Origin of the sequence: Pseudoxanthomonas sp. GM95, from assembly GCF_900109775.1 — a bacterium.
Classification (GTDB): Bacteria; Pseudomonadota; Gammaproteobacteria; order Xanthomonadales; family Xanthomonadaceae; genus Pseudoxanthomonas_A.
The window spans coordinates 1,022,294-1,045,730 of the sequence record NZ_FOAX01000001.1 but is presented as its reverse complement, the minus strand read 5'-3'; the positions used below and the strand labels follow the sequence as shown (position 1 = coordinate 1,045,730).

Annotated in this window: 17 protein-coding genes; 8 read left to right on the top strand and 9 right to left on the bottom strand. The window is 66.6% G+C overall.

From position 1 onward, the window contains the following. The first annotated feature begins 47 nt into the window (after nucleotides 1-47). Entirely contained in the window at nucleotides 48-1,415 is a 1,368-nt protein-coding gene (locus tag BMZ17_RS04955) for an amidohydrolase family protein (protein ID WP_093136672.1), read from the top strand. 82 nt (nucleotides 1,416-1,497) lie between these two features. On the opposite strand, the gene BMZ17_RS04950 is transcribed toward BMZ17_RS04955, so the two are convergent. The 5 genes from BMZ17_RS04950 to BMZ17_RS04930 form a co-directional block, all read right to left on the bottom strand. Continuing rightward, nucleotides 1,498-1,842 carry a hypothetical protein gene (locus BMZ17_RS04950; protein WP_093136670.1) on the bottom strand — a complete coding sequence of 115 codons (345 nt, stop codon included), beginning with the start codon at nucleotides 1,840-1,842 and terminating at the stop codon, nucleotides 1,498-1,500. A 187-nt stretch (nucleotides 1,843-2,029) separates the two neighbouring features. Then, entirely contained in the window at nucleotides 2,030-5,173 is a 3,144-nt protein-coding gene (locus BMZ17_RS04945; RefSeq protein WP_093138048.1) for an efflux RND transporter permease subunit, read from the bottom strand. 37 nt (nucleotides 5,174-5,210) lie between these two features. Beyond that, nucleotides 5,211-8,447, bottom strand: coding sequence for an efflux RND transporter permease subunit (locus tag BMZ17_RS04940; RefSeq protein WP_093136668.1), 3,237 nt, complete (start codon nucleotides 8,445-8,447; stop codon nucleotides 5,211-5,213). 83 nt (nucleotides 8,448-8,530) lie between these two features. Then, nucleotides 8,531-9,739 carry an efflux RND transporter periplasmic adaptor subunit gene (locus BMZ17_RS04935; RefSeq protein ID WP_093136666.1) on the bottom strand — a complete coding sequence of 403 codons (1,209 nt, stop codon included), beginning with the start codon at nucleotides 9,737-9,739 and terminating at the stop codon, nucleotides 8,531-8,533. A 248-nt stretch (nucleotides 9,740-9,987) separates the two neighbouring features. Then, nucleotides 9,988-11,571, bottom strand: a complete 1,584-nt coding sequence (locus BMZ17_RS04930) for a transglycosylase SLT domain-containing protein (RefSeq protein ID WP_093136664.1) — start codon at nucleotides 11,569-11,571, stop codon at nucleotides 9,988-9,990. A gap of 165 nt (nucleotides 11,572-11,736) precedes the next feature. Here BMZ17_RS04930 and BMZ17_RS04925 point away from each other — a divergent pair, with 165 nt between their 5' ends. Continuing rightward, on the top strand, nucleotides 11,737-13,257 hold the full coding sequence (locus BMZ17_RS04925) for a helicase HerA-like domain-containing protein (protein ID WP_093136662.1): 1,521 nt from the start codon (nucleotides 11,737-11,739) through the stop codon (nucleotides 13,255-13,257). A gap of 46 nt (nucleotides 13,258-13,303) precedes the next feature. After that, nucleotides 13,304-13,750 carry a hypothetical protein gene (locus tag BMZ17_RS04920; RefSeq protein ID WP_093136660.1) on the top strand — a complete coding sequence of 149 codons (447 nt, stop codon included), beginning with the start codon at nucleotides 13,304-13,306 and terminating at the stop codon, nucleotides 13,748-13,750. Nucleotides 13,751-13,798: 48 nt separating this feature from the next. Here BMZ17_RS04920 and BMZ17_RS04915 read toward each other — a convergent pair whose 3' ends face one another. Then, nucleotides 13,799-15,718 (bottom strand): GxGYxYP domain-containing protein, encoded by a 1,920-nt coding sequence (locus BMZ17_RS04915; protein ID WP_217645725.1) that lies wholly within the window; start codon nucleotides 15,716-15,718, stop codon nucleotides 13,799-13,801. A 597-nt stretch (nucleotides 15,719-16,315) separates the two neighbouring features. Between BMZ17_RS04915 and greB the strand changes: the two genes are divergently transcribed. From greB to BMZ17_RS04900, 3 genes are all read left to right on the top strand, one after another. After that, nucleotides 16,316-16,825 (top strand): transcription elongation factor GreB, encoded by a 510-nt coding sequence (gene greB / locus BMZ17_RS04910; RefSeq protein ID WP_093136658.1) that lies wholly within the window; start codon nucleotides 16,316-16,318, stop codon nucleotides 16,823-16,825. Between the two features lie 109 nt (nucleotides 16,826-16,934). After that, a complete protein-coding gene (locus BMZ17_RS04905; RefSeq protein ID WP_093136655.1) occupies nucleotides 16,935-17,606 on the top strand; it encodes a dienelactone hydrolase family protein in 672 nt (223 codons plus the stop codon). A 10-nt stretch (nucleotides 17,607-17,616) separates the two neighbouring features. Then, a complete protein-coding gene (locus BMZ17_RS04900) occupies nucleotides 17,617-18,027 on the top strand; it encodes an HIT family protein (protein WP_093136653.1) in 411 nt (136 codons plus the stop codon). Nucleotides 18,028-18,243: 216 nt separating this feature from the next. Here BMZ17_RS04900 and BMZ17_RS20835 read toward each other — a convergent pair whose 3' ends face one another. After that, the gene (locus tag BMZ17_RS20835) at nucleotides 18,244-18,579 is read right to left on the bottom strand and encodes a hypothetical protein (RefSeq protein ID WP_139202792.1); all 336 of its coding nucleotides are present in this window, start codon (nucleotides 18,577-18,579) and stop codon (nucleotides 18,244-18,246) included. Here BMZ17_RS20835 and BMZ17_RS04895 point away from each other — a divergent pair. Both BMZ17_RS04895 and BMZ17_RS04890 read left to right on the top strand, forming a co-directional pair. Continuing rightward, nucleotides 18,578-21,382, top strand: coding sequence for a TonB-dependent receptor (locus BMZ17_RS04895; RefSeq protein ID WP_254775187.1), 2,805 nt, complete (start codon nucleotides 18,578-18,580; stop codon nucleotides 21,380-21,382). The genes BMZ17_RS20835 and BMZ17_RS04895 overlap by 2 nt on opposite strands. 195 nt (nucleotides 21,383-21,577) lie before the next feature. Continuing rightward, entirely contained in the window at nucleotides 21,578-21,769 is a 192-nt protein-coding gene (locus BMZ17_RS04890) for a LiaI-LiaF-like domain-containing protein (protein ID WP_093136649.1), read from the top strand. Nucleotides 21,770-21,857: 88 nt separating this feature from the next. Here BMZ17_RS04890 and dcd read toward each other — a convergent pair whose 3' ends face one another. Both dcd and apbC read right to left on the bottom strand, forming a co-directional pair. After that, on the bottom strand, nucleotides 21,858-22,427 hold the full coding sequence (gene dcd / locus BMZ17_RS04885) for a dCTP deaminase (RefSeq protein ID WP_093136647.1): 570 nt from the start codon (nucleotides 22,425-22,427) through the stop codon (nucleotides 21,858-21,860). Nucleotides 22,428-22,507: 80 nt separating this feature from the next. Continuing rightward, a complete protein-coding gene (apbC, locus tag BMZ17_RS04880) occupies nucleotides 22,508-23,347 on the bottom strand; it encodes an iron-sulfur cluster carrier protein ApbC (protein ID WP_093136645.1) in 840 nt (279 codons plus the stop codon). Between the last annotated feature and the right edge of the window lie 90 nt (nucleotides 23,348-23,437).

Here is a 23,437-nt window from a genome sequence, read left to right as displayed (position 1 = left end):
GAAGCGCTGATTAGGCTCGGACGCTCCCCCGTCAATGGAGTGCCGTCATGCGCCTGTCCCCTCGCCTGTTGTCCCTCGGCATCGCCTGCCTGCTCGCAACGCAGGCCCAGGCTGAAACCGTGGTCCTGGAAGGCGCCCGCGTCTTCGATGGCAACCGCGATGCAGGCGTGCAGACGCTGGTCATCACCGATGGCGTGATCACCACGCTGGGCAAGGCGCCGGCGACGCTGCCGGGCGATGCAAAACGCATCGACTACCGCGGCCGCTGGATCATCCCGGGCCTGGTCAGCAACCACTCGCACCTGGGCAACACCAACGGCACCGAACACGGCGATCGCCACTACACGCGCGCCGTGGTGCTGCGCGACCTCAAGCAGTTCCAGCGCTTCGGCGTGACCACGCTGACGGCGCTGGGCATGAATGGCCCGGCGTTCTTCGCCCTGCGCAAGGAGGTCCACGACCAGCCGCGGCTCGGCGCGCAGCTGTACGGCGCCGGCGCGGGCATCGGCGTACCCGAAGGCGCGCCGCCCGCTGGCCCGATGGGCCTGGCCAGCGATCCGGTCGCGCGCCCGGCCACGCCGGAACAGGCGCGCGCCGCGGTGCGCCAGCAGAAGGCCGATGGCGTGGACCTGATCAAGCTGTGGGTGGACAACCTGGGCGACAAGGCGCCGATCATGCCCGAGGCGATCTACCAGGCAGCCATCGCAGAAGCCCACGCGCAGGACCTGAAAGTGGCCGCGCACATCCACGACCAGGCGCCGGCCGCCGAGCTGGTGGCCAGCGGCGTGGACATCATCGGCCACGGCATCCGCGACACCCCGGTCGCGCCAACGCTGGTGCAGGCCATGCACGACGCCGGCACCTGGTACATCCCGACCCTGACCATCGACGAGAACACCTACGCCTTCGCCGAGCATCCGCAGTGGCTGCAAGACCGCTTCATCCAGGCCGCGCTACCGGCCAGCGTCAAGGCACAGTGGTCCGCGCCGGGCTGGGCCGACACGCAGCGCGCCAGCGCCGGCGCAGAAAAGGCGCGCAGGGACGTGGCGATGAACCTGCGCAACCTGCGCACGCTGCATGACGGCGGCGTGCGGATCGGCTTCGGCACCGACGCGGGTGCGATGCCGTCGCGCGTGATCGGTTATTCCGAACACCGCGAACTGGAGCTGATGACCCAGGCCGGCTTCACCGCGCAACAGGCGCTGACCACGGCCACGCGCGATGCCGCGCAGCTGCTCGGCCTGGACGATCGCGGCACGCTGGCCGCGGGCAAGCGCGCCGACCTGGTCGTGCTCGAAGCCGATCCGCTGGCCGATATCCGCAACACGCGCGGCATCCAGGCAGTGTGGCAGGCCGGCCAGCAGGTCGCCGGGCCGGTGCTGGCGATGGATCACGCGCCGGTCGCCGCGGACTGAAACGAGAACGCCCGGCTGGCGCCGGGCGTTTTCAAGAACGATGTGCGGACGCGGCGTTTGCCGCGAACGCCTTCAGTGCCAGTCAGGCCGCATGCCGCCGCGCACTGGATTCCAGCGCCGCGCGACCCAGGCGCTCGCCGCTGATGCGGCCCCAGACCTGCGAGAACACTTCGCTGGCCTCGCGATCGCTCAGGCCCTGCAGCTGCACCGCCGCGCACAGCGCATAGCGCGCCTGCGCACGGTCCGAATCCCAGCCCGGATGGTTGATGTAGATGTCGTAGACCGCGCCGATCACCGGCCAGTAGGCGTGGAAGCTCCGCGCGGCCGCGGCCTGCGGCAGGTTGTGGAACCATTCCTGCCAGTAGTCCTGCTCAGCCTCGATGTCGATGAACATCCGCGGCAGGCGGGCGTTGAAAAACGTATTCATTGCGGACTCCGTGCATGGCCAGGCCGCCCCTGTGCCACCGAGTGTGCCGGCGCCGCATTGCAGATTCTTGAACGTCGCCGTGGACGATTCAGGCGCGCGCAAGCGGCGTGCGCCAGATCACGGAGTAAGCGGTTTCACCGCGTCCGCGCGCTGCCACGGCGTTGCGCCGCAGCAGCGATATCCACGATCAGCCGGCCGACAGTGCCCGCTGGCGGCGACGGGCGAGCTTCTTCTCGCGGCGACGCGCGCGCCAGTTGCGCCAGTGCTGCTGCAGGCAGGAGAAAATCACGTACAGCGCCGGCGTGCTGAGCAGGGTCAGGCTCTGCGAGAACAGCAGGCCGCCGATCATCGCGATGCCCAGCGGACGGCGCAGCTCGGAGCCTTCGCCCAGGCCAACGGCGATCGGCACCGCCGCCAGCAGCGCGACCATCGTGGTCATCATGATCGGACGGAAGCGCACGATCGAGGCTTCGCGCGCGGCTTCAAGCGGGCTCAGGCCGCGCTCGCGGCGCGCGACCAGGGCGAAGTCGATCATCATGATCGCGTTCTTCTTGACGATGCCGATCAGCAGCACCAGCGCGATCATCGAGATCACCGACAGCTCGGTATTGGTGACCACCAGCGCCAGCAGTGCGCCCACGCCCGCCGCCGGCAGCGTGGACAGGATGGTCACCGGATGCACGAGGTTCTCGTACAGCATGCCCAGCACGATGTAGACGGTGAGGATCGCCGCCAGCACCAGCATCAGCATCGAGGACGGGTCCATCGCCGCGCCCCAGCCGTGGTCATCGGCGATCTTGATGTCGCCGGGCATGCGCATGCCCTCCACCACCGACTTGAAGATGGCATCGGCCTCGCCCGTGCTGACGCCCGGCGCCAGGTTGTAGCTCAGGTCCATCACCGTGTACTGGTTCAGGTGCGAGATCTGCGATGGCGAGAGCCCGTCGGTCTGCTTGGCCACCGCGCTCAACGGCACCATGTCGCCGCTGGTGGTCTTGAGCTTGACCGTCTCCAGCTGCGCCGGCGTGGCGGTCTGGTTGGGCAGCGCGTTGACCACCACCGAGTACTGGTTGAGCTCGGAATAGATCGTCGACACCGAGCGCTGGCCGAACGCACCGTACAGCGCGCCGTCGATGGCGCCGATCGAGATGCCCAGGCGCGCGGCCTTCTCGCGGTCGATCTGGATGTTCTGGCGCAGGCCGCCCTCTTCCACGTCGCTGGACACGTCGCGGAACTTGGGGTTCTTCTTCAGCTCGGCCACGACCTTGGGCAGCCAGTACTCCAGCTCGGTCAGGTCGTTGCCCTGCAGGGTCTTTTCGTACTGCGCGCCCTGGTTGCTGTTGCCGCCGCCGTCGCTGGGCAGGTCCTGCACCGCGCGCAGGCGCAGCTGCAGGTCGGGGTACTTGTCGGCCTTGGCGCTCAGGCGCGAGAGCACCTGCGCGGTCGTGACCTTGCGGCCATCGGCGTGGGTCTTCAGCTCGATGTTGAACTGCGCGCTGGAACCCTGCCGGCCACTGCCCAGGCGCACGCCGACGACCTTCACCGCCGGATCGGCCAGCAGCATGTCGGTGATGCGCTCCTGGCGCTTCTTCATGTCGGCGAAGGACACCGTCGCGCTGGACTGCGCGCGGCCCCAGATCAGGCCGGTGTCCTGCGCCGGGAAGCTGCCGCCCTTGACCTTGCCGGCCAGGAATACCGTTGCCGCGACCAGCAGCAGCGGCGTCAGCGCCAGCAGCAGCGCGTGGCGCAGGCTGAAGTCCAGGCAGGCGGTGTAGACGCGCAACATGCCGGCGTGGCCGGCATCGATCCAGCGACCGATGCGCGAGGTGGACGCGGCTTCTTCATGCGCCGACAGGAAGCGGCTGCACAGCGTCGGCGTGAGCGTCAGCGAGACGATCGCCGAGACCGCGATCGCCGCCACCAGGGTCACGGTGAACTCGCGGAAGAACGCGCCCATCATGCCCTGCGCGAACAGGATCGGGATGAACACCGCGATCAGCGAGGCGGTGATCGAGACGATGGTGAAGCCGATCTCGCGCGAGCCGGCGATCGCCGCCTCCATGCGCGACATACCCTCATCGAGGTGGCGCATGATGTTTTCGATCACCACGATCGCATCGTCGACCACGAAGCCGATCGCGATCACCAGCGCCAGCAGGCTCAGGTTGTTGAGCGTATAGCCCAGCGCGTACATCACCACCGCCGCACCGGCCAGCGACAGCGGCACGGTAACCGTGGCGATCAGGGTCGGCGCCAGCCGGCGCAGGAACAGCGCCATCACCAGCACCACCATCGCCAGGCTGATCAGCAGCGTGATTTCCACCTCGTGCAGCGAGGCGCGGATGGTCGGCGTGCGGTCGTAATACGGGGTCAGCTTGGTGCCTGGCGGCAGGTATTCCTCCAGCAGCGGCAGCTGGGCGCGGATGCGGTCGACGGTCTCGACCACGTTCGCGCCGGTGCGGATGAAGGTGTACATCACCACCGCGGGCTTCTTGTTGAACCATGCGGCCTGGTAGGCGTCCTGCTGGCCGTCGTAGACGGTGGCCACGTCCTTCAGGCGCACGGTGACGCCGTTCTGGGTGGCGATGGCCAGGTTGGCGAAGTCCGCGGCCTTGCGCACCGAGTCGTTGACGATCACCGCCATCGTCGTCTTGCCGTCGGCCAGGAAGCCGGTCGGCGAGACCACGTTGGCCGCGCGCATCGCGTTGCGCAGGTTGTCCGGGGTCAGTCCCATCGCGTTGAGCGCACGCAGGTTGACGTCCACGCGCACGGCCGGCGTCGAAGCGCCGGCGATGTCCACCGAGGCCACGCCGGTGACCTGGCGCAGGCGCTGGGCCAGCAGCGAATCGGCCAGGTTGTACAGGTCGGCCGCCGACTGCGTATCGGAGGTCAGCGCCATCGCGATCAGCGGATCGTCGTTGGGGTTGGCCTTCTGGAAGTTGGGCGTGGACATGCCCGAGGGCAGGTCGGACGTTGCCGCACTCAACGCCGAGGCCACGTCCTGCGCGGCCGAGTCCACGTTGCGGCTGGAGTCGAAGCTCAGGAAGACCATCGAGCGGCCTTCGGAGCTGTTGGAGCGCATCGTCTCGATGCCCGGCACCTGGCCCAGGCGGCGCTCCAGCGGCGCGGTCACGGTCGATGCCATGGTGCTGGCATCGGCGCCGGACTGGCTGGCCTGGACGAAGATCACCGGGATGCTCAACGACGGCAGCGCCGCAACGCCCAGGCGCAGGTAGCACATCAGGCCGATGACGAACAAACCCACGGCCAGCAGCGAAGTGCCGATCGGCCGGCGGATGAAGACGTTGGAAAGACTGACTCGACGCGTCATGGCGTGGACTTCCGGCGACGGTGCCTGGCGGCGACCGTCAGCCGGCCTCCGGCGATGGCGCCGCGCCGTGGCGCGCGGCCCGGCGGTCACGCCAACCCTGCACGCGTTGCGAGAAGCGCTCCATGTACAGGTAGATCACCGGCGTGGTGTACAGCGTCACCAGCTGCGACAGCAGCAGGCCGCCGACAATCGACACGCCCAGCGGCTTGCGCAGCTCCGAGCCGATGCCATCGCCCAGCGCCAGCGGCAGCGCGCCCAGCAGCGCCGCGGCGGTGGTCATCATGATCGGACGGAAGCGCAGCAGGCAGGCGCGGCGGATCGCATCGTGTGCGCTCATGCCTTCGCGACGCGCATCGATGGCGAAGTCGATCATCATGATCGCGTTCTTCTTGACGATGCCGATCAGCAGCACGATGCCGACGATGCCATCCACCGACAGGCTCATCCCGCACAGCATCAGCGCCAGCAGCGCACCGACGCCGGCCGGCGGCAGGGTCGAGATGATCGTGAAGGGATGGATGTAGCTCTCGTACAGCACGCCCAGCACGATGTAGATCACCACCACCGCGGCCAGCAGCAGCCACACGACATCGGACTGGCTGGAGGAATATTCGGCCGCCTTGCCGATGAACTCGGTGCGCACGGTGTCGGGCAGGTTGAGCTCCTCGCGGACCTCGTTGATCGCTTCCACCGCTTCGGACAGCGAGTAACCCTGAGTGACGTTGAACGAGATCGTCACCGCCGGCAGCTGCTGCTGATGGCTGATCACCAGCGGCGTGGTGCCGATACGCGAGGTCGCCAGCGCCGACAGCGGGATGCCGCCACCGGTACCGACCGCGATACCGATATTGGAGTTGCCGATACCGGTGGCGGTGGATGAGTTGGACGAGGTCACCTGGCCCAGCGTCGTGGCATTACTGCCGGTCAGCGCTCCGCTGCCGTTGCTGGCCACCGCCAGCTTGTTCATCAGGGCATCGCGGGTGCGGAACTCCGGCGCCACTTCCAGCACCACGCGGTACTGGTTGAGCGCGGTGAAGATGGTGGAGATCTGGCGCTGGCCGTAGGCGTCGTAGAGCGTGTCGTCGATGGTCTGCATCGGCACGCCCAGCGCGCTGGCGGTGTCGCGATTGACGTCGATCATCAGCGCGCGGCCGGCGTTGGCCGCGTTGTTGCCCACGTCAGACAGCTCCGGGCGCTGGCGCAGCGCCTGGGTCACGCGATCGGCCTGCGACTGCAGCTCGGCGCTGTCCACGTCGGACAGCGAGAACTGGTATTCGGTCGCGGCCACGCGCGTATCCAGGGTCACGTCCTGCACCGGCTTGAGATACAACGCCACACCGGGGATGCCGGCCACGGATTTCTGCAGGCGCGGGACGATCTCATCCAGGCTTTCGCGATCGCCGCGCTCCTTGAGCACGATGCTGATCTGGCCCTGGTTGAGCGTGGGATTCATGCTGCCGGTGCCGATGAACGCGGCCACGCCGGTCACCGCCGGGTCCTTCTTCAGCGCCGCCGCCACGGCCTGGGTGCGCGACTGCATCTGTTCGAAGGCCACCGTCTGGTCGGCCTGGACCACGCCGGTGATCAGGCCGGTGTCCTGCTCGGGCAACAGGCCCTTGGGGATCGCGATGTACAGCAGCACCGTCACCACCACCGTGGCCAGCGCCACGGCCAGGGTCAGGCCCTGACGCGCGAGCACCCAATCCAGCGTGCTTTCGTACAGGCCCACGGTGCGCGACCACAGATTCTGCTTGCCGGCAGCGTGCGTGCGCTCGTGCGCATCGTCGCCTTCAGGCAGCGCGTCGGGCTTGAGCAGGTAGGCACACATCATCGGCGTCAGGGTCAGCGACACCAGCATCGAGATCACGACCGCGATCGAAAGCACCCAGGCGAACTCATGGAACAAACGCCCGGTCACGCCCGGCATCAGCAGCAGCGGCAGGAACACCGCCACCAGCGAGATCGTCAGCGACAGCACGGTGAAGCCGATCTGCTTGGCGCCCTCTTCCGCCGCTTCCGGGCCGCTCTTGCCCTGCTCGATGTAGCGCACGATGTTCTCGATCATCACGATCGCGTCGTCCACCACGAAGCCGGTGGCCACCACCAGCGCCATCAGCGACAGGTTGTCCAGCGACATGCCGGCGAAGGCCATCACGCCGAAGGTGCCCACCAGCGACAGCGGCACGGCGATGGATGGAATGATCGTGGCCCACAGCCGGCGCAGGAACACGAAGATCACCGCCACCACCAGGCCGATGGTCAGGATCAGGGTGAACTGCACTTCATGCACCGAGGCGCGGATGGTCTCGGTGCGGTCGGAGAACACATCGAGCTTCACTTCGGCCGGCAGCACACTCTTGAGCTGGGGCAGCAGCGCGCGGATCGCCGCGACGGTCTGCACGATATTCGCGCCCGGCTGGCGGCGGATTTCCAGCAGCACCGCCTGCTTGCCGTCGGCCCAGGCCGAGAGCTGGTCGTTCTCGACGCCATCGACCACCTTGGCCACGTCGCCCAGGCGCACCGGCGCGCCGTTCTGGTAGCTGATGATGGTGCTGTTGTAGCCGGCGGCGTCTTCGATCTGGTCGTTGGTGCCGATGCTGTAGGACTGCGTGGCGCCGTTGAGCGAGCCCTTGGGCGCATTGACATTGGCCTGGGTCAGCGCGCTGCGCAGGTCTTCCAGCGTCATGCCCATGTTGGACAACATGGCCGGGTTGACCTGGATACGCACGGCCGGCCGTACGTTGCCGGCGATGGAGACCAGGCCTACGCCCGGTACCTGCGACAGGCGCTGGGCCAGGATCGAGTCGGCGTAGCGGTTGACCTCGCGCAGCGGCAGCGTGTCGGAGGTCAGTTTCAGCGTGACGATGGCCGCGTCGGCCGGGTTCACGCGATTGTAGGTGGGCTGGTACGGCAGGCCGCTGGGCAGCGTGGCCTGGCGGATGGCCGACTGCACATCCTGCGAGGCGACGTCGATGTCGCGCTCCATCGAAAACTGCAGCACGATCGTGGACAGGCCCGCCGACGAATCGGAGGTCATCATCTCCATGCCGGAGATCTGGCCCAGCTGGCGTTCCAGCGGCGTGGTCACCAGGGCGGCCATGGTCGCCGCGCTGGCGCCCGGATACTGGGTGGTGACCACCAGGCTGGGCGAATCGATTTCCGGCAGCGCCGAGACCGGCAGACTGCGGTAACCCATGATGCCCAGCAGCGTCACGCCAATCATCAGCAGCGTGGTGGCGATGGGGCGGCGGATGAAAATGCTGGAGAAGCCCAAGGGAAGTCCGTCCTGTCAGATCGTCATGGCGGTCGCATCACGCGACCTGCCCACGCCACGACCGTGGCGCAGGCTGGCGTGCATCAGCGCGGCGGACCGCGGCGACCCTTCTGGCCCTGCATGGCCTGCTGCAATTCCTGCTCGGTCGGCTCCGGCGGCGCCTGGCCCGGCTTGAGCGCATCGACCTTGGCATTGGGCTTGAGGCGGAACTGGCCCTCGGTCACCACGCGCTCACCGGCCTTCAGGCCCTTGGTCACCACGATGTGGGTGTCGCCCACTTCCACGCCAGTGGTCACGTTGGTCATCTTGACCGTGTTGTCGGCCTGGACCACGTAGACGTAGTCGCTCTCCGGGCCGCGCTGCACGGCCTGGGTCGGCACGACCAAGCCGCCGCCGATGTTGCTGACCTGCAGGCGCACGTTGACGAACTGGCCCGGCCACAGCACGTGGTCGGCATTGGGGAAGCGCGCGCGCAGCTTGAAGGTGTTGGTATCGGTGCTGACCACGTTGTCCACCACGTCCAGCACACCGTCGCCGGCGATGACGTGCTGGTCGGTGCTGTCCAGCGCGGCGACCACGGCCTTGCCCTGCGCCTGTGCGGCACGCACCGCGTCCAGGTCCTGCGCCGGCAAACTGAAGGAGGCGTAGATCGGCTCGATCTGGGTGATGGTCACGATCGAAGAGCTGGTGCTGACGATGTTGCCCACGTCCACGCCGCGGATGCCGGCGATGCCGTCCAGCGGCGAGACGATGGTGGTGTACTGCAGCTGCACGCTGGCGGCCTGCATCGCGGCATCGGCCGCGGCCACGCCGGCCTGGTACTGGGCGACCAGGTTCTTCTGGGTGTCGATGTCGGTGCGCGCCACGTATGGGGCGTAGGCCGGATCGGTCAGGCGCGCATTGGTATCGCGCGCGGTCTGCAGCTGGGCCTGGTTCTGCTTCTTCGAGGCCGCAGCCTGGTCATAGGCCGCCTTGAGCTCGCGAGGATCGATCCGGGCCAGGACCTGGCCCTTCTTGACCGGCTGGCCTTCGGTGAACTCCAGGCTCATCAGGCGCCCGCCGGTCTGCGGATTGATGGTCACCGTGTTGAGCGCGGTCACCGTGCCGGTCGCGTTGCGGTACACGGGCACGTCCTGCGTGGTCACGGACTCGACCGTCACCGGCACCGGCTTGCTGCTGTCCTGGCCGCCTTGCTTCATGTCTTCGGCGGCAGGCTTGTTGCATGCACGCAGGCCCACCACCACGACCACCACGACGACGACCGCCAGGGCGATCTTCCATTTACGCGACATGCACTGATTCTCCGGAAGGGGAACGCCACGCTCCCCGGCAACAGCCAATAAGATTAACGACAGACAACGCACCTGCCTGCATGACTGATGACAGGGGCGCCGCAGGGTACAGGGCTTTCGTTCAGGGAACAGCCACGATCGCTGTCACAGCACTGACATGCGCCGCACGGTTTTCGCACGCATCCGGTGCAAACGCGACACAAAGCCAAAGTCGCGCACCGACGACGTGCGGCATCGTTACATCCTGATCAGCCGTCGCATCCAACCAATTTGATCGACTGGCCCGGTTTCAGCGCATAAGACGGGCCGCGCAGCTTGTTGGCCTTGGCCAGGTCGCCAAGGTCGCACTGGAACTTGCCGGCGATGCGGCCCAGGGTGTCGCCGCGCGCGATCTTGTAGCTGCGCACCTGCTTGGCCTTGGGTTTGGCCGGCTTGGGCGAGCCGCTGGCCACGGTGGTCGGCACGCCTTCGGGCACGCCGCTGACATCGCCCACTGCCACGCGGGTACTGCGCGGGGTGTCGTACTTGATGGCCGATTCGACCGTGGCGGTGACCAGGGTGTGGGCCAGCTCGGCGGTCGGGCCTTTCACGCACTGGCGGTTGTACAGGCTGACCATGTGCTGGTTGGCGTTGAGCGTGGTGCCGGCCGGGATCCAGGTCTCGGCCTGGTAGCGCGGATTGAGGTTGCGCAGCGCGCGCATGAAGCCTTCGCGGGTGCGGCCGGTGCCCAGGCAGATGGTGAGTTCATAGATCGAGGCGGTGCGGGCCAGCTTCAGCGGCGCCGGGGTGGCATCGACCCTGGGGAATTCCAGCCCGTACTGCTTGGGATGCAGGTACAGCCAGGCCGCGGCGATCACCATTGGCACATAGTCCTGGGTTTCGGCCGGGAACTGGCGATACACGTCCGCTTCCCAGAAGCTGCTGCCCGGATGCTCGCGATAGATCCGCGCGGCGCGGCCTTCACCGCCGTTGTAGGCGGCCAGGGCGAACTCGATGTTGCGGCCCAGCTCGCCCATGCGCTCGTTCATGTAAGACGCGGCCGCCTCGGTGGCCGAGTACGGATCGAAGCGCGTATCGAAGCCGGTGCCGTCCTGGCCCAGGCCGAAGCGGCTGCCGGTGGCCGGCATGAACTGCAGCAGGCCAGCCGCACCGGCACGCGAGCTGACATGCACGCGGCCATTGGATTCCTTGGCCATGATCCCGAACAGCAGCGCCTCGGGCAGGCCGGTGGCCTGCCAGGCCGGCAGCATCTGCGGGCGCATGTTCTGGTAGTTCTCGTAACTGTCGATCAGGGTGCCGCGCATGTCGGTCAGCCAGCGACGGATGCCGGCCTGCACGGCCGGGTTGTATTCGACCATCGAGTCGAAGGGATGGCGCTGGTCATCCAGCAGGCGCGCGGTACGGGACGAATCGGGGATGTTGGAGCTGGCCGGCACGCTGTGGTCGCTGCCGTCGTCGAGCGGATCGTTGCTGCCGGTCTCGCCGACCAGGTCATCGCCCTCGGCATCGGACTCGGCGTCCACCTTTTCCTTGAGCAGGCGCTTGTAGGTGGCCAGCAGTGTGTGCAGCTGGCAGCCCTTCTGCTTGGAACAGGCGTCCAGCACGTCCTCCATGTCTTCCAGCGCGGCATCGCCCTGGGCCTGGCCCTTGGGATCGCTGTTGGAGGTCAGGACGAGTGCGTCGGTGTAGCGCTTCTCGGCTGCCTGCATGCGCTGGGCCAATGCATCGGCGGCGGCCTGATCCTTCGCGGAGACCCGCGCCAGCACCGGGGCGGCGAGCGGCAGCAGGACAAGGGCAGCAAGCAACGGCACGGCGCGGAACGGGACGGGCATCAGTCACACACAGACAAAAACGGTCCGGCAGGGTAGCCGCCGTCACCGCGCAGCGGCAAGGTCGCAGGTCACGCCACCGGCAGCTGTCGGTCAGGATCGGACCGCGCGCGTCGCCCGGCCCGCAACTGCGCCTAGAATCGAAACCGACTTCACGCGAGAACCGTCATGGACCCGATCCTGCTGGGCAAAGGCATCACCGACGACATCCCCGTCCACCTGCTGCCCAAGTTCGGCAACCGCCACGGCCTGGTGGCCGGCGCGACCGGTACCGGCAAGACCGTGACCCTGATGACCCTGGCCGAAGGCTTCTCGCGGCTGGGCGTGCCGGTCTTCATGGCGGACGTGAAGGGCGATGTCGCCGGCCTGGCGATGCCCGGCGACGGCAGCGAGCGCGTCACCAGCCGCGCGGCGCAGATCGGCGTGGAAGGCTATGCGCCGGCGGCTTCCCCGGTGATCTTCTGGGATCTGTACGGCAAGCTCGGCCACCCGGTGCGCACTACCGTGACCGAGATGGGCCCGACTCTGCTCGGCCGCATCCTGGAACTCAACGACACCCAGTCTGGCGTGCTGGACATCGTGTTCAAGCTCGCCGACGACCGCGGCCTGCTGCTGCTGGACCTGGACGATCTGCGCGCCCTGCTCGGCCTGGTGATCGAGGAACGCAAGGAAGTCTCCACGCAATACGGCCTGGTCAGCGCGCAATCGGTGGCGGCGATCCAGCGCGCCCTGCTGCGCCTGGACCAGGACGGCGGCGACCGCTTCTTCGGCGAGCCGGCGCTGGAACTGGCCGACCTGATGCGGGTGGGCACCGATGGCCGCGGCGTGATCGGCATCCTCGCCGCCGACCAGCTGGTGCTCAAGCCGCGCCTGTATTCGTCCTTCCTGCTGTGGCTGCTGAGCGAGCTGTTCGAGAACCTGCCCGAGGTCGGCGACCTGGAAAAACCCAAGCTGGTCTTCATCTTCGATGAGGCGCACCTGCTGTTCGACGACGCGCCGCCGGCGCTGCAGCAGCGCATCGAGCAGGTGGTGCGCCTGATCCGTTCCAAGGGCGTGGGCGTGTATTTCTGCTCGCAGTTCCCCGACGACGTGCCCGACAACATCCTGGGCCAGCTCGGCAACCGCCTGCAGCACGCGCTGCGCGCCTTCACCCCGCGCGACCAGAAGGCGGTCAAGACCGCAGCCGAGACTTTCGTGCCCAATCCGAAGCTGGACGTCGCGCGCACGCTGTCGGCGCTGGGTACCGGCGAAGCGCTGGTCTCCACGCTGCAGGACAAGGGCATCCCGATGCCGGTGCAGCAGACGCTGGTCGCACCACCGCGCTGCCGGATGGGCGCCATCAACGAAGCCGAGCGCAGCCAGGTCCGCGCCGGAAGCCCGGTCGGGATGAAGTACGACACCGCCATCAACCGCGAATCGGCCGCCGAGTTGCTGCTCAAGCGCGCCGACACCGCTACCGAACAAGCCAAGGCCCCGCCGGCCAAACCCGACGTCCCGGCCGCCAAATCGGCTCAGGAAGAGGAAAGCGGTATGGGCAAGATGGCCAAAGACATCCTGCTGGGCACCGGCCGCCGCCAGGGCCTGGTCGAAGCGATGGCCAAACAGACCGCCCGCACCGTCGGCAACCAAGTCGGCCGCCAGATCCTGCGCGGTCTGCTAGGCGGGCTGTTCGGCGGCAAGGGCCGTTGAGCTTCTCCGTCGTCTTCCGTCTCACGCTGCACACGAGGAAACCCGCATGCCCCCACGCCACCTGATCGCCGTTGCCGCCCTTACCGTGCTGGCGCTGGCCGCCTGCAAGCCTGCCGAACCGCCGGCCGCCTCGCCGCCTGCGGACACTTCCACGGCCGCGATCCCGGGCACCGACGCGGCCGTCGCCGTCGACAAGGCACTTGCCGCCGAAGTCACCGACAAGGCCGGCGTGATCATCGATCGCAAGGCACTGGCCGGCGAGTTCGAAGGCAACAACTCCAAGCTGGTGATCGAGGCCGACGGGGCCTACACCCAGACCCTCAGCGCGGGCGGCGCACAGCTCAGCAGCACGGGCACCTGGTCGGCCGCCGGCCCGGGCGCGCTGCTGCTGGACCCGACCGATCCGGCCGCGCAGGACGTGCGCTTCGACGTGGTCTCGGCCGACGAACTGCACAGCCAGGACGGCACTTACACCTTCAAGCGCACACGCTGATCGGTGCGCGACGTGCTCGTGGCGCGAGCACGTCCAGCCCTCTGAACTTCAAGCACTGTGCGGCTGCGCGTTCGGTGCATCGCGCAGCAGGTTGAAGAAGGTATCGGCCAGCACGATCCGGTAGCGATCATCTTCGGCCAGTCGTGCGGCCAGTTCGACGATGTCCTGCGGCGTCCAGTTCCAGGCATTGATACCGGCGGCGATGAAGAACGGCGACAGCCCGTCCCAATCGCCGACATGCGCATCCAACGCCTGCTTGTACTCGGCCGCACTGCCCGGCTGGCTGAAATTGCCGATCACCGGCAACTGGCCGGTCGCCAGGATGCCGCCGGTTTCCCATGACTGGATGATGCCGCGCAGGCCCGTGCGCCTGCGGTAGGTCTGCAGCAGCGTGCCGTCGATCGGCAGCCAGCCGCTGTCGTCGGCGTTGCGGTTGTTGTACGCGTAAACCAGGTCCAGCCCGGTCTGCCGCAGGTAACGATCGGTGATGTCGGCGTACTTGGCGAACGTATCGCCAGGCCACGAGCCGCCGTAGGTATAGCCGGCGCCGGACGGCCCACAGATCAGCAGGTCGTTACCGGTCGCGGTCTTCTGGAAGTAGCGATAAATCCCGGGCCCCGCATCGATCAGCACCGGGCTGATGGTCCAGTTGGTTGGCACCTGGCCGCGCGCCGGGTTGTCCCACAGCTCGCGCAGATGGCGCTGGCAGAACTGCAGGTTGTCGCCCTCGCCAAAGGTCAGCGTCAGGTAGATCTTGTTCGCGCGTTGCTCGGGTTTCGGCCGGCGCGGACGCCCCGAAATCTGCGCACGCACGCCACCATGCACGGTGGCATTCATGAAGTAATCCGCGGCGAACACTTCGACCCCATGCGCGGCCGCCAGATCGACGCCGCCCCATTCGCCAGCCACATCGTTGGAGAACCAGCCCAGGTACGGCGTCGCCGTCGCGGTGCTGTCGAAGATGTCGGCCAGCAGCTCGCCCGGCGCGCCGTTGGGATCCAGCCACACCACCATCGCCTGGGTGGCCACCACGTAGTCGCGGAAATAGGCGATGGGCTCGTGCCGCTGCGGTGCGGTGTCGGTCGCGGTGATCAAGTACTGGTTCCAGATATCGACCGTCACGGTGAACGTGGTCGTCCCCGCCGGCGGCGCGAACCGATAGACGAAGTAGTTACCGCCATCGGCAAAGCGGTTTTGCTCCCCGCCGATCGGCGCATTGCCCGAGAACAGGAATGCGGCCTCGCCCTCCGTGCCGGGGATGAACTCGGCGATCGTCACGCCATCGGCCACTGCCGTCACCGCGCCCACCGACGCGCCCCAACCATCGCTGGTGAAGCTATCGGTGAAACGCACATAAATCGCCTCGCCGCCCAGTTCCGCGCTGAGGTCCAGGGTCAACACCGCGCGGTTGGACGAATCGCGGATCTCCTGCGTTTCGCGCGCCACTTCGCGCCATGCCACGTCCGGCACATCGACCAGACGCGTCGGTGCCAACCCGGCCAGCAGGCGATGCTCGCAGCGCGGCCACAGGTGATCGCGCTGCCACTGATAGATCTGCACCTTGTCCTGGCCGGTAAAGCGGCCACGCAGGTCCTCGATCACGCGGAAGCCATGCAGCGCCGCCTGTTCGGCGGTGGCGACCACGGCACTTTCCAGGCCAGCCAGCGTGGTGGCGACGTTGACCGAATCGGGCACATCCGGGTCGTAGACGATCGCCCCGCGCGCCCGGTCGCGATAGCGCGCCACCAGCGACAGCGCATCGGCGTGCAAGGTCACCTGGCTTGAAGGAAAGCCTGCCAACCAGCGCTCGTCCGGCGTGTCCTCGCCCTGGTCGTAGAGGAAATACAGCGAGGGCTTGCGCCGGTTGACCACGCCCTGCAGCGTAGTGAGCAGCAGTTGGTCTTCGCCCGGCAACGCAGCCACGCTGGCCGCATCCAGGTGCGTCGGCGAGGCGAAGCTGGGCAGCATTCGTCCGGGACTCCATCGCACGCCGGCAGGCGCGCCGTGACCGCCAAACTCGGCGACGCCGTCTGGCGCCAGCGCGCCGCTGCGATCAGAAGGAAGCAAAGCATCCAGCAGCCCACTCGCAGTGGCGCCACTTGCGGCACCGGCCACGATGAGACCCTGCGAAATCAGAAAACGCCTGCGTGTGACCATGGCCATCTCCCTGCATTGGCGGCGAGCGACTATAGGCCGCGCGCAAACGCCGATTCCGTGACAGGACCTTCAATCAAGCGGCCTTCACAGCCGGACGTAACCATGCTTGCGCTGCTGCAGTCGCAGCATTTAGATCGTGCAAAATCGGGGATTTTTTCACTTTCTTGCTTTTGAGGATTTAAGCCAGCAGCAGACCTTGCCGTTCTCTGCGCTATCGCATCGCAATTGCGCCGCCCACCGCATCGCCCACGTAATCAGCCATTCTGCAACGGAAGAAACGATGCAAGATCGCTGGCCCAGCGACGTCTCGTTTGTCTGGCGCACAGGGCGCCAAGTTACGGGGCGCCAAGCGGGCGCAAGAAGGACGCGACGTACAATCGTGCGTCGTTCGTTTCGTCCCCAGACCGCATGAGCCGTTGGCGCCCGCCTGCCGAAAAAAGCACCGCCCTGATCACGCCCGAAGGCCATGCGCGCCTGAAGGCCGAGCTGGACGATCTCTGGCGCGTGCGCCGCCCTGAAGTGGTCAAGGCGCTGGCCGCCGCGGCGGCCGAAGGCGACCGCTCGGAGAACGCCGAGTACACCTACCGCAAGAAGCAGCTCGGCGAGATCGACCGCCGCGTGCGCTACCTGAGCAAGCGCCTGGAGGCGCTGCGCGTGGTGGCCGAGGCACCCTCGGACCCGCAGGCGGTGTTCTTCGGCGCCCAGGTCGAGCTGGAAGACAACGACACCGGCGAGGCCGCGCGCTACCGCATCGTTGGCCCGGACGAGACCGATGCCACTCTGGGCCACATCAGCATCGATTCGCCGCTGGCCCGGGCGATGCTGAAAAAGCGCGTGGACGACGAGTTCGAGGCCGCCCTGCCCGGGCGCACCGGCAGTTTCGTGATCGTGGCGGTGTCCTACGCCAGCAGCCCCTAGCGCGGCGACGCCACCGGCAGGACGTTTTGACGGCAACGATGCAACGGAACCCTTCCCCGCGCGCGTTTAGACTCCCCCGTTCACTTAAACGCTTTGAAGAGGCTCCCCCATGGGTCAATGGATCACGCTCACCACCTCCAAGGGTCCGGTTGCCGCCTGGCAGGCCGAACCGACCGGCACCGTCCGCGGCAGCCTGATCGTCATTCAGGAAATCTTCGGCGTGACCGAGCACGTGCGCGGCGTGGCCGAGCAGTACGCGGCCGAGGGCTACCTGGCGATCGCGCCGGCCTTCTTCGACCTGGTCGAGCCCGGCCTGGAGCTGCCCTACGACGACGCCGGCATGAAACGCGGCCTGGAGATCGTCGGCGAGATCGGCCTGGACGCCGCCGTGGATCTGGTCGAGATCGCCGCGCAGGCCGCGCGCACGGCCGCCGGCAACGAGAAGGTCGCCACCGTCGGCTACTGCTGGGGTGGCACCGTCGCCCTGCTCTCGGCCCAGCGCCTGGCGCTGCCGAGCATCAGCTACTACGGCGGGCGCAACGGCATGTTCGTCGACCAGCCACTGAAGGCGCCGGTGCAGTTCCACTTCGGCGAACAGGACGCGCACATCACCCCGGACATCGTCGAAGCGCAGCGCCAGGCATGGCCGGACATGGACGTGTTCACCTATCCGGCCAACCACGCGTTCAACCGTGATGCGAGCCCGGCCGTTTACGACGAAGCCAGCGCCAAGACCGCATTCGCTCGCGCTGTCGCATTCCTGCAGGAAAACATCGGGTAAGCCCCGCACCATGGCCGACTTCGTCCTCGATCCCCGGCTCGCCGCTGACAGCGTGTTCATCGCCGATGGCCCGCTGTCGCAGGTGCGGCTGATGGACGACACCCGCTTCCCGTGGCTGGTGCTGGTACCACGCGTCGCCGATGCAGTGGAGTGGATCGAACTCGACGGCAGCCAGCAGCGCCTGCTGCTGGCCGAAGTCAATCAGGTCGGCGCCCTGATCCGCGCCCACACCGGTGTCGAAAAACTCAACATCGGCGCCCTGGGCAACATCGTGCGTCAGCTGCACGTGCATCTGGTCGGTCGTCATGAAGGCGATGCGGCTTGGCCAGGACCGGTGTGGGGCAGCGGCCACGCCGTGCGCCACACGCCCGAGGCGCTGGAGCAACAGCTCGCGCATTGGCGCGCGCTCTTGTCGCGTTGATCGAACGCGCCGCCTGCTCTTTCAGGCGATGCGACTGACATCGCCCTGACGCAGCCAGCGAATCCGCTGAAGCGTCATCTTGTTACGCATCGAATGCCGCAGGCGGCATGCATCGTGATGCGCGCAAAGCGCGACACGCGATTACGCGAAACTTGATGCACCTGCTACGCGCTTTAGTCGCATCCACACTTGCGTGTCAAGGCAGCCTAGCTGCATTTAAATTTGCACGAAACACCTTGAATCAAGGTACTTCTCAAGGCCTCGCGTCTGATGCGACCAAAAAATCACCACGTTGAATTTCCACTTCGGTGACAGCCATCCAGAAACGCGTGTCACGCAGATGACAATCGCGTCGAAAATTTCTTTCTGGCGAATTTTTTGTTGTGTGAGTGTTAGTTTCGTCTGTGACTGCACGGCAGTCATCCATCGCGCGTGCTGATGACACTTCATCAGCGTGTTGTGTCTAACGCGAACAAGAAGGCCTAACACCCACATGCAGAACTCTTTCCGCCGCTCCGTCGGCATGCGCAGCACGCTTGCGAGCGCGATCATGTCCTCACTCCTGCTCACCGCCGCTGCCACGGCTTCGGCGCAGACGCAGGCAGAAGGCGAAAACACCACCAAGACTCTCGACCAGGTCACCGTCACCGGCTCGCGCATCCGCGGTGCGCAGATCGAAAACCAACAGCCGGTGCAGGTCATCACCCGCAAGCAGATCGAGCAATCAGGTTTCACCTCGATCGCCGACCTGCTGCAGAACAACCCATCGTCTGGCGCGCCTGCGATTTCGCGCGCTGACGCGCTGGCCTCGGGCGAGGATGTCGGTGGCTATTACGTCGATATCCGCAACCTCGGCTCCAATCGCACCTTGGTACTGGTGAACGGTCAGCGCCTGGGCGTCTCGACGTCCGGCTCGCAGGATCTCAGCCAGATTCCGCTGGCCGCCGTCGAACGCATCGACATCCTCAAGGATGGCGCCTCGTCCATCTACGGCTCCGACGCGATCGCCGCAGTGGTCAACGTGGTGACCCGCAAGCGCTTCGACGGGGCGGAAGTCTCGGCCCAGTACGGCCAGTTCGGCCAGGGCGACGGCGGCGAGTCGACCATTTCGGCCGTGTTCGGCAAGACCTTTGATCGCGGTGGCTTCAACATCACCGCCGAGCGCAGCAAGTCCGATCCAATCCTGGCCTCCGAGCGCTGGTTCAGTGCCGACGGCAATGCGGGTCCGCTGTATCCGGGCTCTGGCTGGAGCCCGATCTCGCAGAATGGCTCGGCCCAGGGTCTGTGCGGTGGCGCGGAGACCTGGTGCACGCTGGCGCCGGGCGGCGATCCGTCCAACGCCGCCGACTACATCCCGCTGACCAGCGACCGCTACGCCAACTCCAACGAGCAGATGTATCTGCAGACCGGCGTCGAGCGCAAATCGGTGCTGGCCAACGTCAACTACGACCTCACCGACCGGCTGAATTTCAACGCCGACATCCTGTACAACGAGCGCACCACCGATCAGCAGATCGCCGGTTATCCGTATCAGTCCGGCGCGTTCGACACGCCGCTGTCGGCCGACAGCGCGTTCAACCCGATCGGTGAAGACCTCGAGTTCCGGCGCCGCCTGTGGGAAGTGCCGCGCAGCACCGAGAGCGAACTGAAGACCTTCCGCTTCGCGACCCAGCTGTCCGGCGGCTTCGATGTGGCGGACAAGCCGTGGAACTGGGAAGTCGGCTTCCTCTACAACCGCAACAAGCTGACCAAGCGCGGCTATGGCGATGCCAGCCTGATCGCCACCCGCCAGGCGCTCGGCCCCTCGTTCATCAATGCCGATGGCGTGGCCCAGTGCGGCAGCGCCGCCTCGCCGATCGGCCTGGATGCCTGCCGTCCCTGGAATCCGCTGCTGCCGTACGGCGTCGCGGGCCAGGGTTCGCTGGCGGACAGCGCGCTGCAGGACTTCCTGTTCCCGATCACCACCGACACCGGCAAGACCACGACCAAGGTGTTCTCTGCCAGCCTGACCGGCGCGCTGCTCGAACTGCCGGCCGGCGACCTGGGCTTCGCCGTGGGCGCGGAACGTCGCGAGGAACAGGGCAGCTACACCCCGGACGCGTTCGCCCAGACCGGCGAATACACCGGCCTTGCGGCCGACACGACGCTCGGCGAGTACTCGGTCAACGAGGCCTACGCCGAGTTGAACATCCCGGTGCTGGCCGACAAGCCCTTTGCCAAGGAGCTGACCTTCAACCTGGCCTCGCGCTATTCGCACTACAGCAACTTCGGCACGACCGTGAACCACAAGGTCAGCGGGTTGTGGCGTCCGACCGACACCCTGAACATCCGCGGCACCTGGGCCGAGGGCTTCCGCGCGCCGTCGATCAACGATCTCTACGGCGGCACCGGTTCGAGCTTTGAGGAATACACCGATCCCTGCTCGGTCGGGGTCTCGGGCAGCGTGGCGGGTAACGCGGCCTGCAGCGGCGCGGGCGTGCCGGCCAGCTACGTCCAGCTGGGCCAGGGCCTGCAGCCTTGCACGAGCTGGCCGTGCGCCACGCCGGACCAGTTCATCACCGGCTCCAATCCGGACCTGGAGCCGGAAACCTCTAAGAGCTGGACCGCCGGCATCGTCTGGAGTCCCGACTTCGCCCGCGGCCTGGACCTGAGCCTGGACTGGTGGCGCTACAAGCTGAGCAACGCGATCATCAGCGACAGCGTCGATCGCATCCTGCGTGATTGCTATGTCCTGGGGAATTCGGCCCGCTGCGAGGGCATCGTGCGCGAGTCGGATGGCCATATCAGCCAGCTGTTCTATGGCCTGACCAACCTCGGCCATATCGACACCGAGGGCTGGGACATCGGCGTGCGCTACCGCCTGGCCGACACGGCGATCGGCAGCTTCAACGTCGACTGGCAGACCACCTACACCAGCAAGTACAACGAATCTGGGCAGAACAGCGCCGGCGACGACATCGAGATCGGCCTGGTCGGCCAGCCCGGCTATTTCCGCATCAAGTCCAACCTCAACCTCAACTGGCAGATCGACGACCAGTGGGGCGTGAACTGGAAGACGCGCTACTACTCGGGCATCTCGGAGTCGTGCGTCACCAACCGCGCCTGCTCGGAACCGGACCACTACGCCAATGGCGAATCCGATCCGCGCCGCAAGGTGGGCTCCAACACCTTCCACGACCTGCAGCTGAGCTACCAGGCGCCGTGGAACGCCACCATCGCGGTGGGCGTGAACAACGTGTTCGACCATTACGGCCCGATCCTGTACTCCGGCGGCGACGTCAGTACTGCCTTCCCGTACTACCCGGAGTTCGACATCGGCCGCTTCGGCTACATGCGCTACACCCAGCGTTTCTAAGCTTCATCGCTGGATTGGCAACACCGCACGGGAGCTCCTTTCGAGGGGCTCCCGTCTTGTTTTTTTGGCTGTGCGCCTGCAGGCCTGCCCTATCGGTGCACATGCCTTCCGTCCATGAAAAAGTTGACTTCCGGCACCTGATTCCAAGTGCGTCCAAGCCCAGCATGGCCTCACCCACTCACCGAGGTCTCCACCATGCGCCGCCACCTGATCCCCGCCTGCGTCCTGATCGTCCTGGGCAGCCTGTTCCTGCTGGACAACCTGGGCTTTTCCACCTTCGACGTGGGCCATCTGATCGCCACGTGGTGGCCGGTGTTCCTGATCCTGGCCGGCGTCAACCTGCTGCTGAAGCGCGCCAGCGGCGACGCCGCCAACTGCCGCAACTGACGCGCAAAAGAAAAGGCGCCGCACCCACCCGGGAGCGACGCCTCGATCGATCGCACGGCGCGTATGCGCCGCTGCGTATTACGTGGAATCAGGTCCGCGGCAAGGTCACGCCGGTCTGGCCCTGGTACTTGCCACCGCGATCCTTGTAGCTGGTCTCGCAGACTTCATCCGATTCGAAGAACAGCATCTGCGCTACGCCCTCATTGGCGTAGATGCGCGCCGGCAGCGGCGTGGTGTTGGAGAACTCCAGCGTCACGTGGCCTTCCCACTCCGGCTCCAGCGGCGTGACGTTGACGATGATGCCGCAGCGCGCGTAGGTGCTCTTGCCCAGGCACACCACCAGCGTGCTGCGCGGGATGCGGAAGTACTCGACCGTGCGCGCCAGCGCGAAGCTGTTGGGCGGGATGATGCACACGTCCGATTCAACGTCCACGAAGCTGCCGCTGTCGAAGTGCTTCGGGTCCACGATCGTGGAGTTGATGTTGGTGAACACCTTGAACTCGCGCGAGCAGCGCACGTCGTAGCCATAGCTGGACGTGCCATAGCTGACGATGCGATGGCCATCGGGATCGTGCTTGACCTGGCCCGGTTCGAACGGCTCGATCATGCCGTGCTGTTCGGCCATGCGCTTGATCCAGCGGTCGCTCTTGATGCTCATGCGGCGGTCGTTCCCTATGCGGTGGTGCGGTGTGGAAGCTGCATTGTAGGGGCGGCGGGGACAGCTGTCCCGGCTGCGCCTCAGACCAGCGAGGACGCGATCGGCATGGCCGCGCGCGGGCGCTTGTCCAGTTCGGCCATCAGCGCCGCCGCCACATTCCGGTAGGCAAGGGCCACGGCGGAATCCGGCGCCGCCACGACCACCGGCTCACCCGCGTCGGCCTGCTCACGGATGCGCACGTCCAGCGGCAGTGAGCCCAGCAGTGGGACGCCGTAGTTGGCCGCCATCGCCTGTCCACCGCCCTGGCCGAACAGGTGCTCGATGTGCCCGCAGTTGCTGCACACGTGCTGGGCCATGTTCTCCACAATGCCCAGTACCGCGACTTCAACCTTCTCGAACATCTTCAGTGCCTTGCGCGCGTCCAGCGTGGCGATGTCCTGCGGCGTGGTCACCACCACCGCCCCGGCGACCGGGATCTTCTGCGACAGGGTTAGCTGGATGTCGCCCGTTCCCGGCGGCAGGTCGATCAGCAGGTAGTCCAGGTTGCCCCACAGCGTGTCGTTGAACAGCTGTGTCAGCGCGCCGGTGGCCATCGGCCCGCGCCAGATCATCGGCGTGTCGGCATCGATCAGGAAGCCGATCGACATGGTTTCGATGCCGAACGCCCGCATCGGCTCGATCGACTTGTTGTCCGGGCTGTCCGGCTTGCCCGACAGCCCCAGCATGGCCGGCACGCTGGGCCCGTAGATGTCAGCGTCCAGCACGCCCACCCTGGCGCCCGTGGCCGCCAGGGCCAGCGCCAGGTTCACCGCAGTCGTGGATTTGCCCACCCCGCCCTTGCCGGAACCCACGGCAATGACGTTGCGAACACGAGGATGGGGCTGCAGGCCGCCCTGGGGCCGATGTGCGGGGGTACTCATGGCGACATTGTCGTGGAACCGATTACCAAATCGATACCTGGCAGACAATTTCGGCCTTCTGACTTAGCCATGACAATTGAATAATTTGTG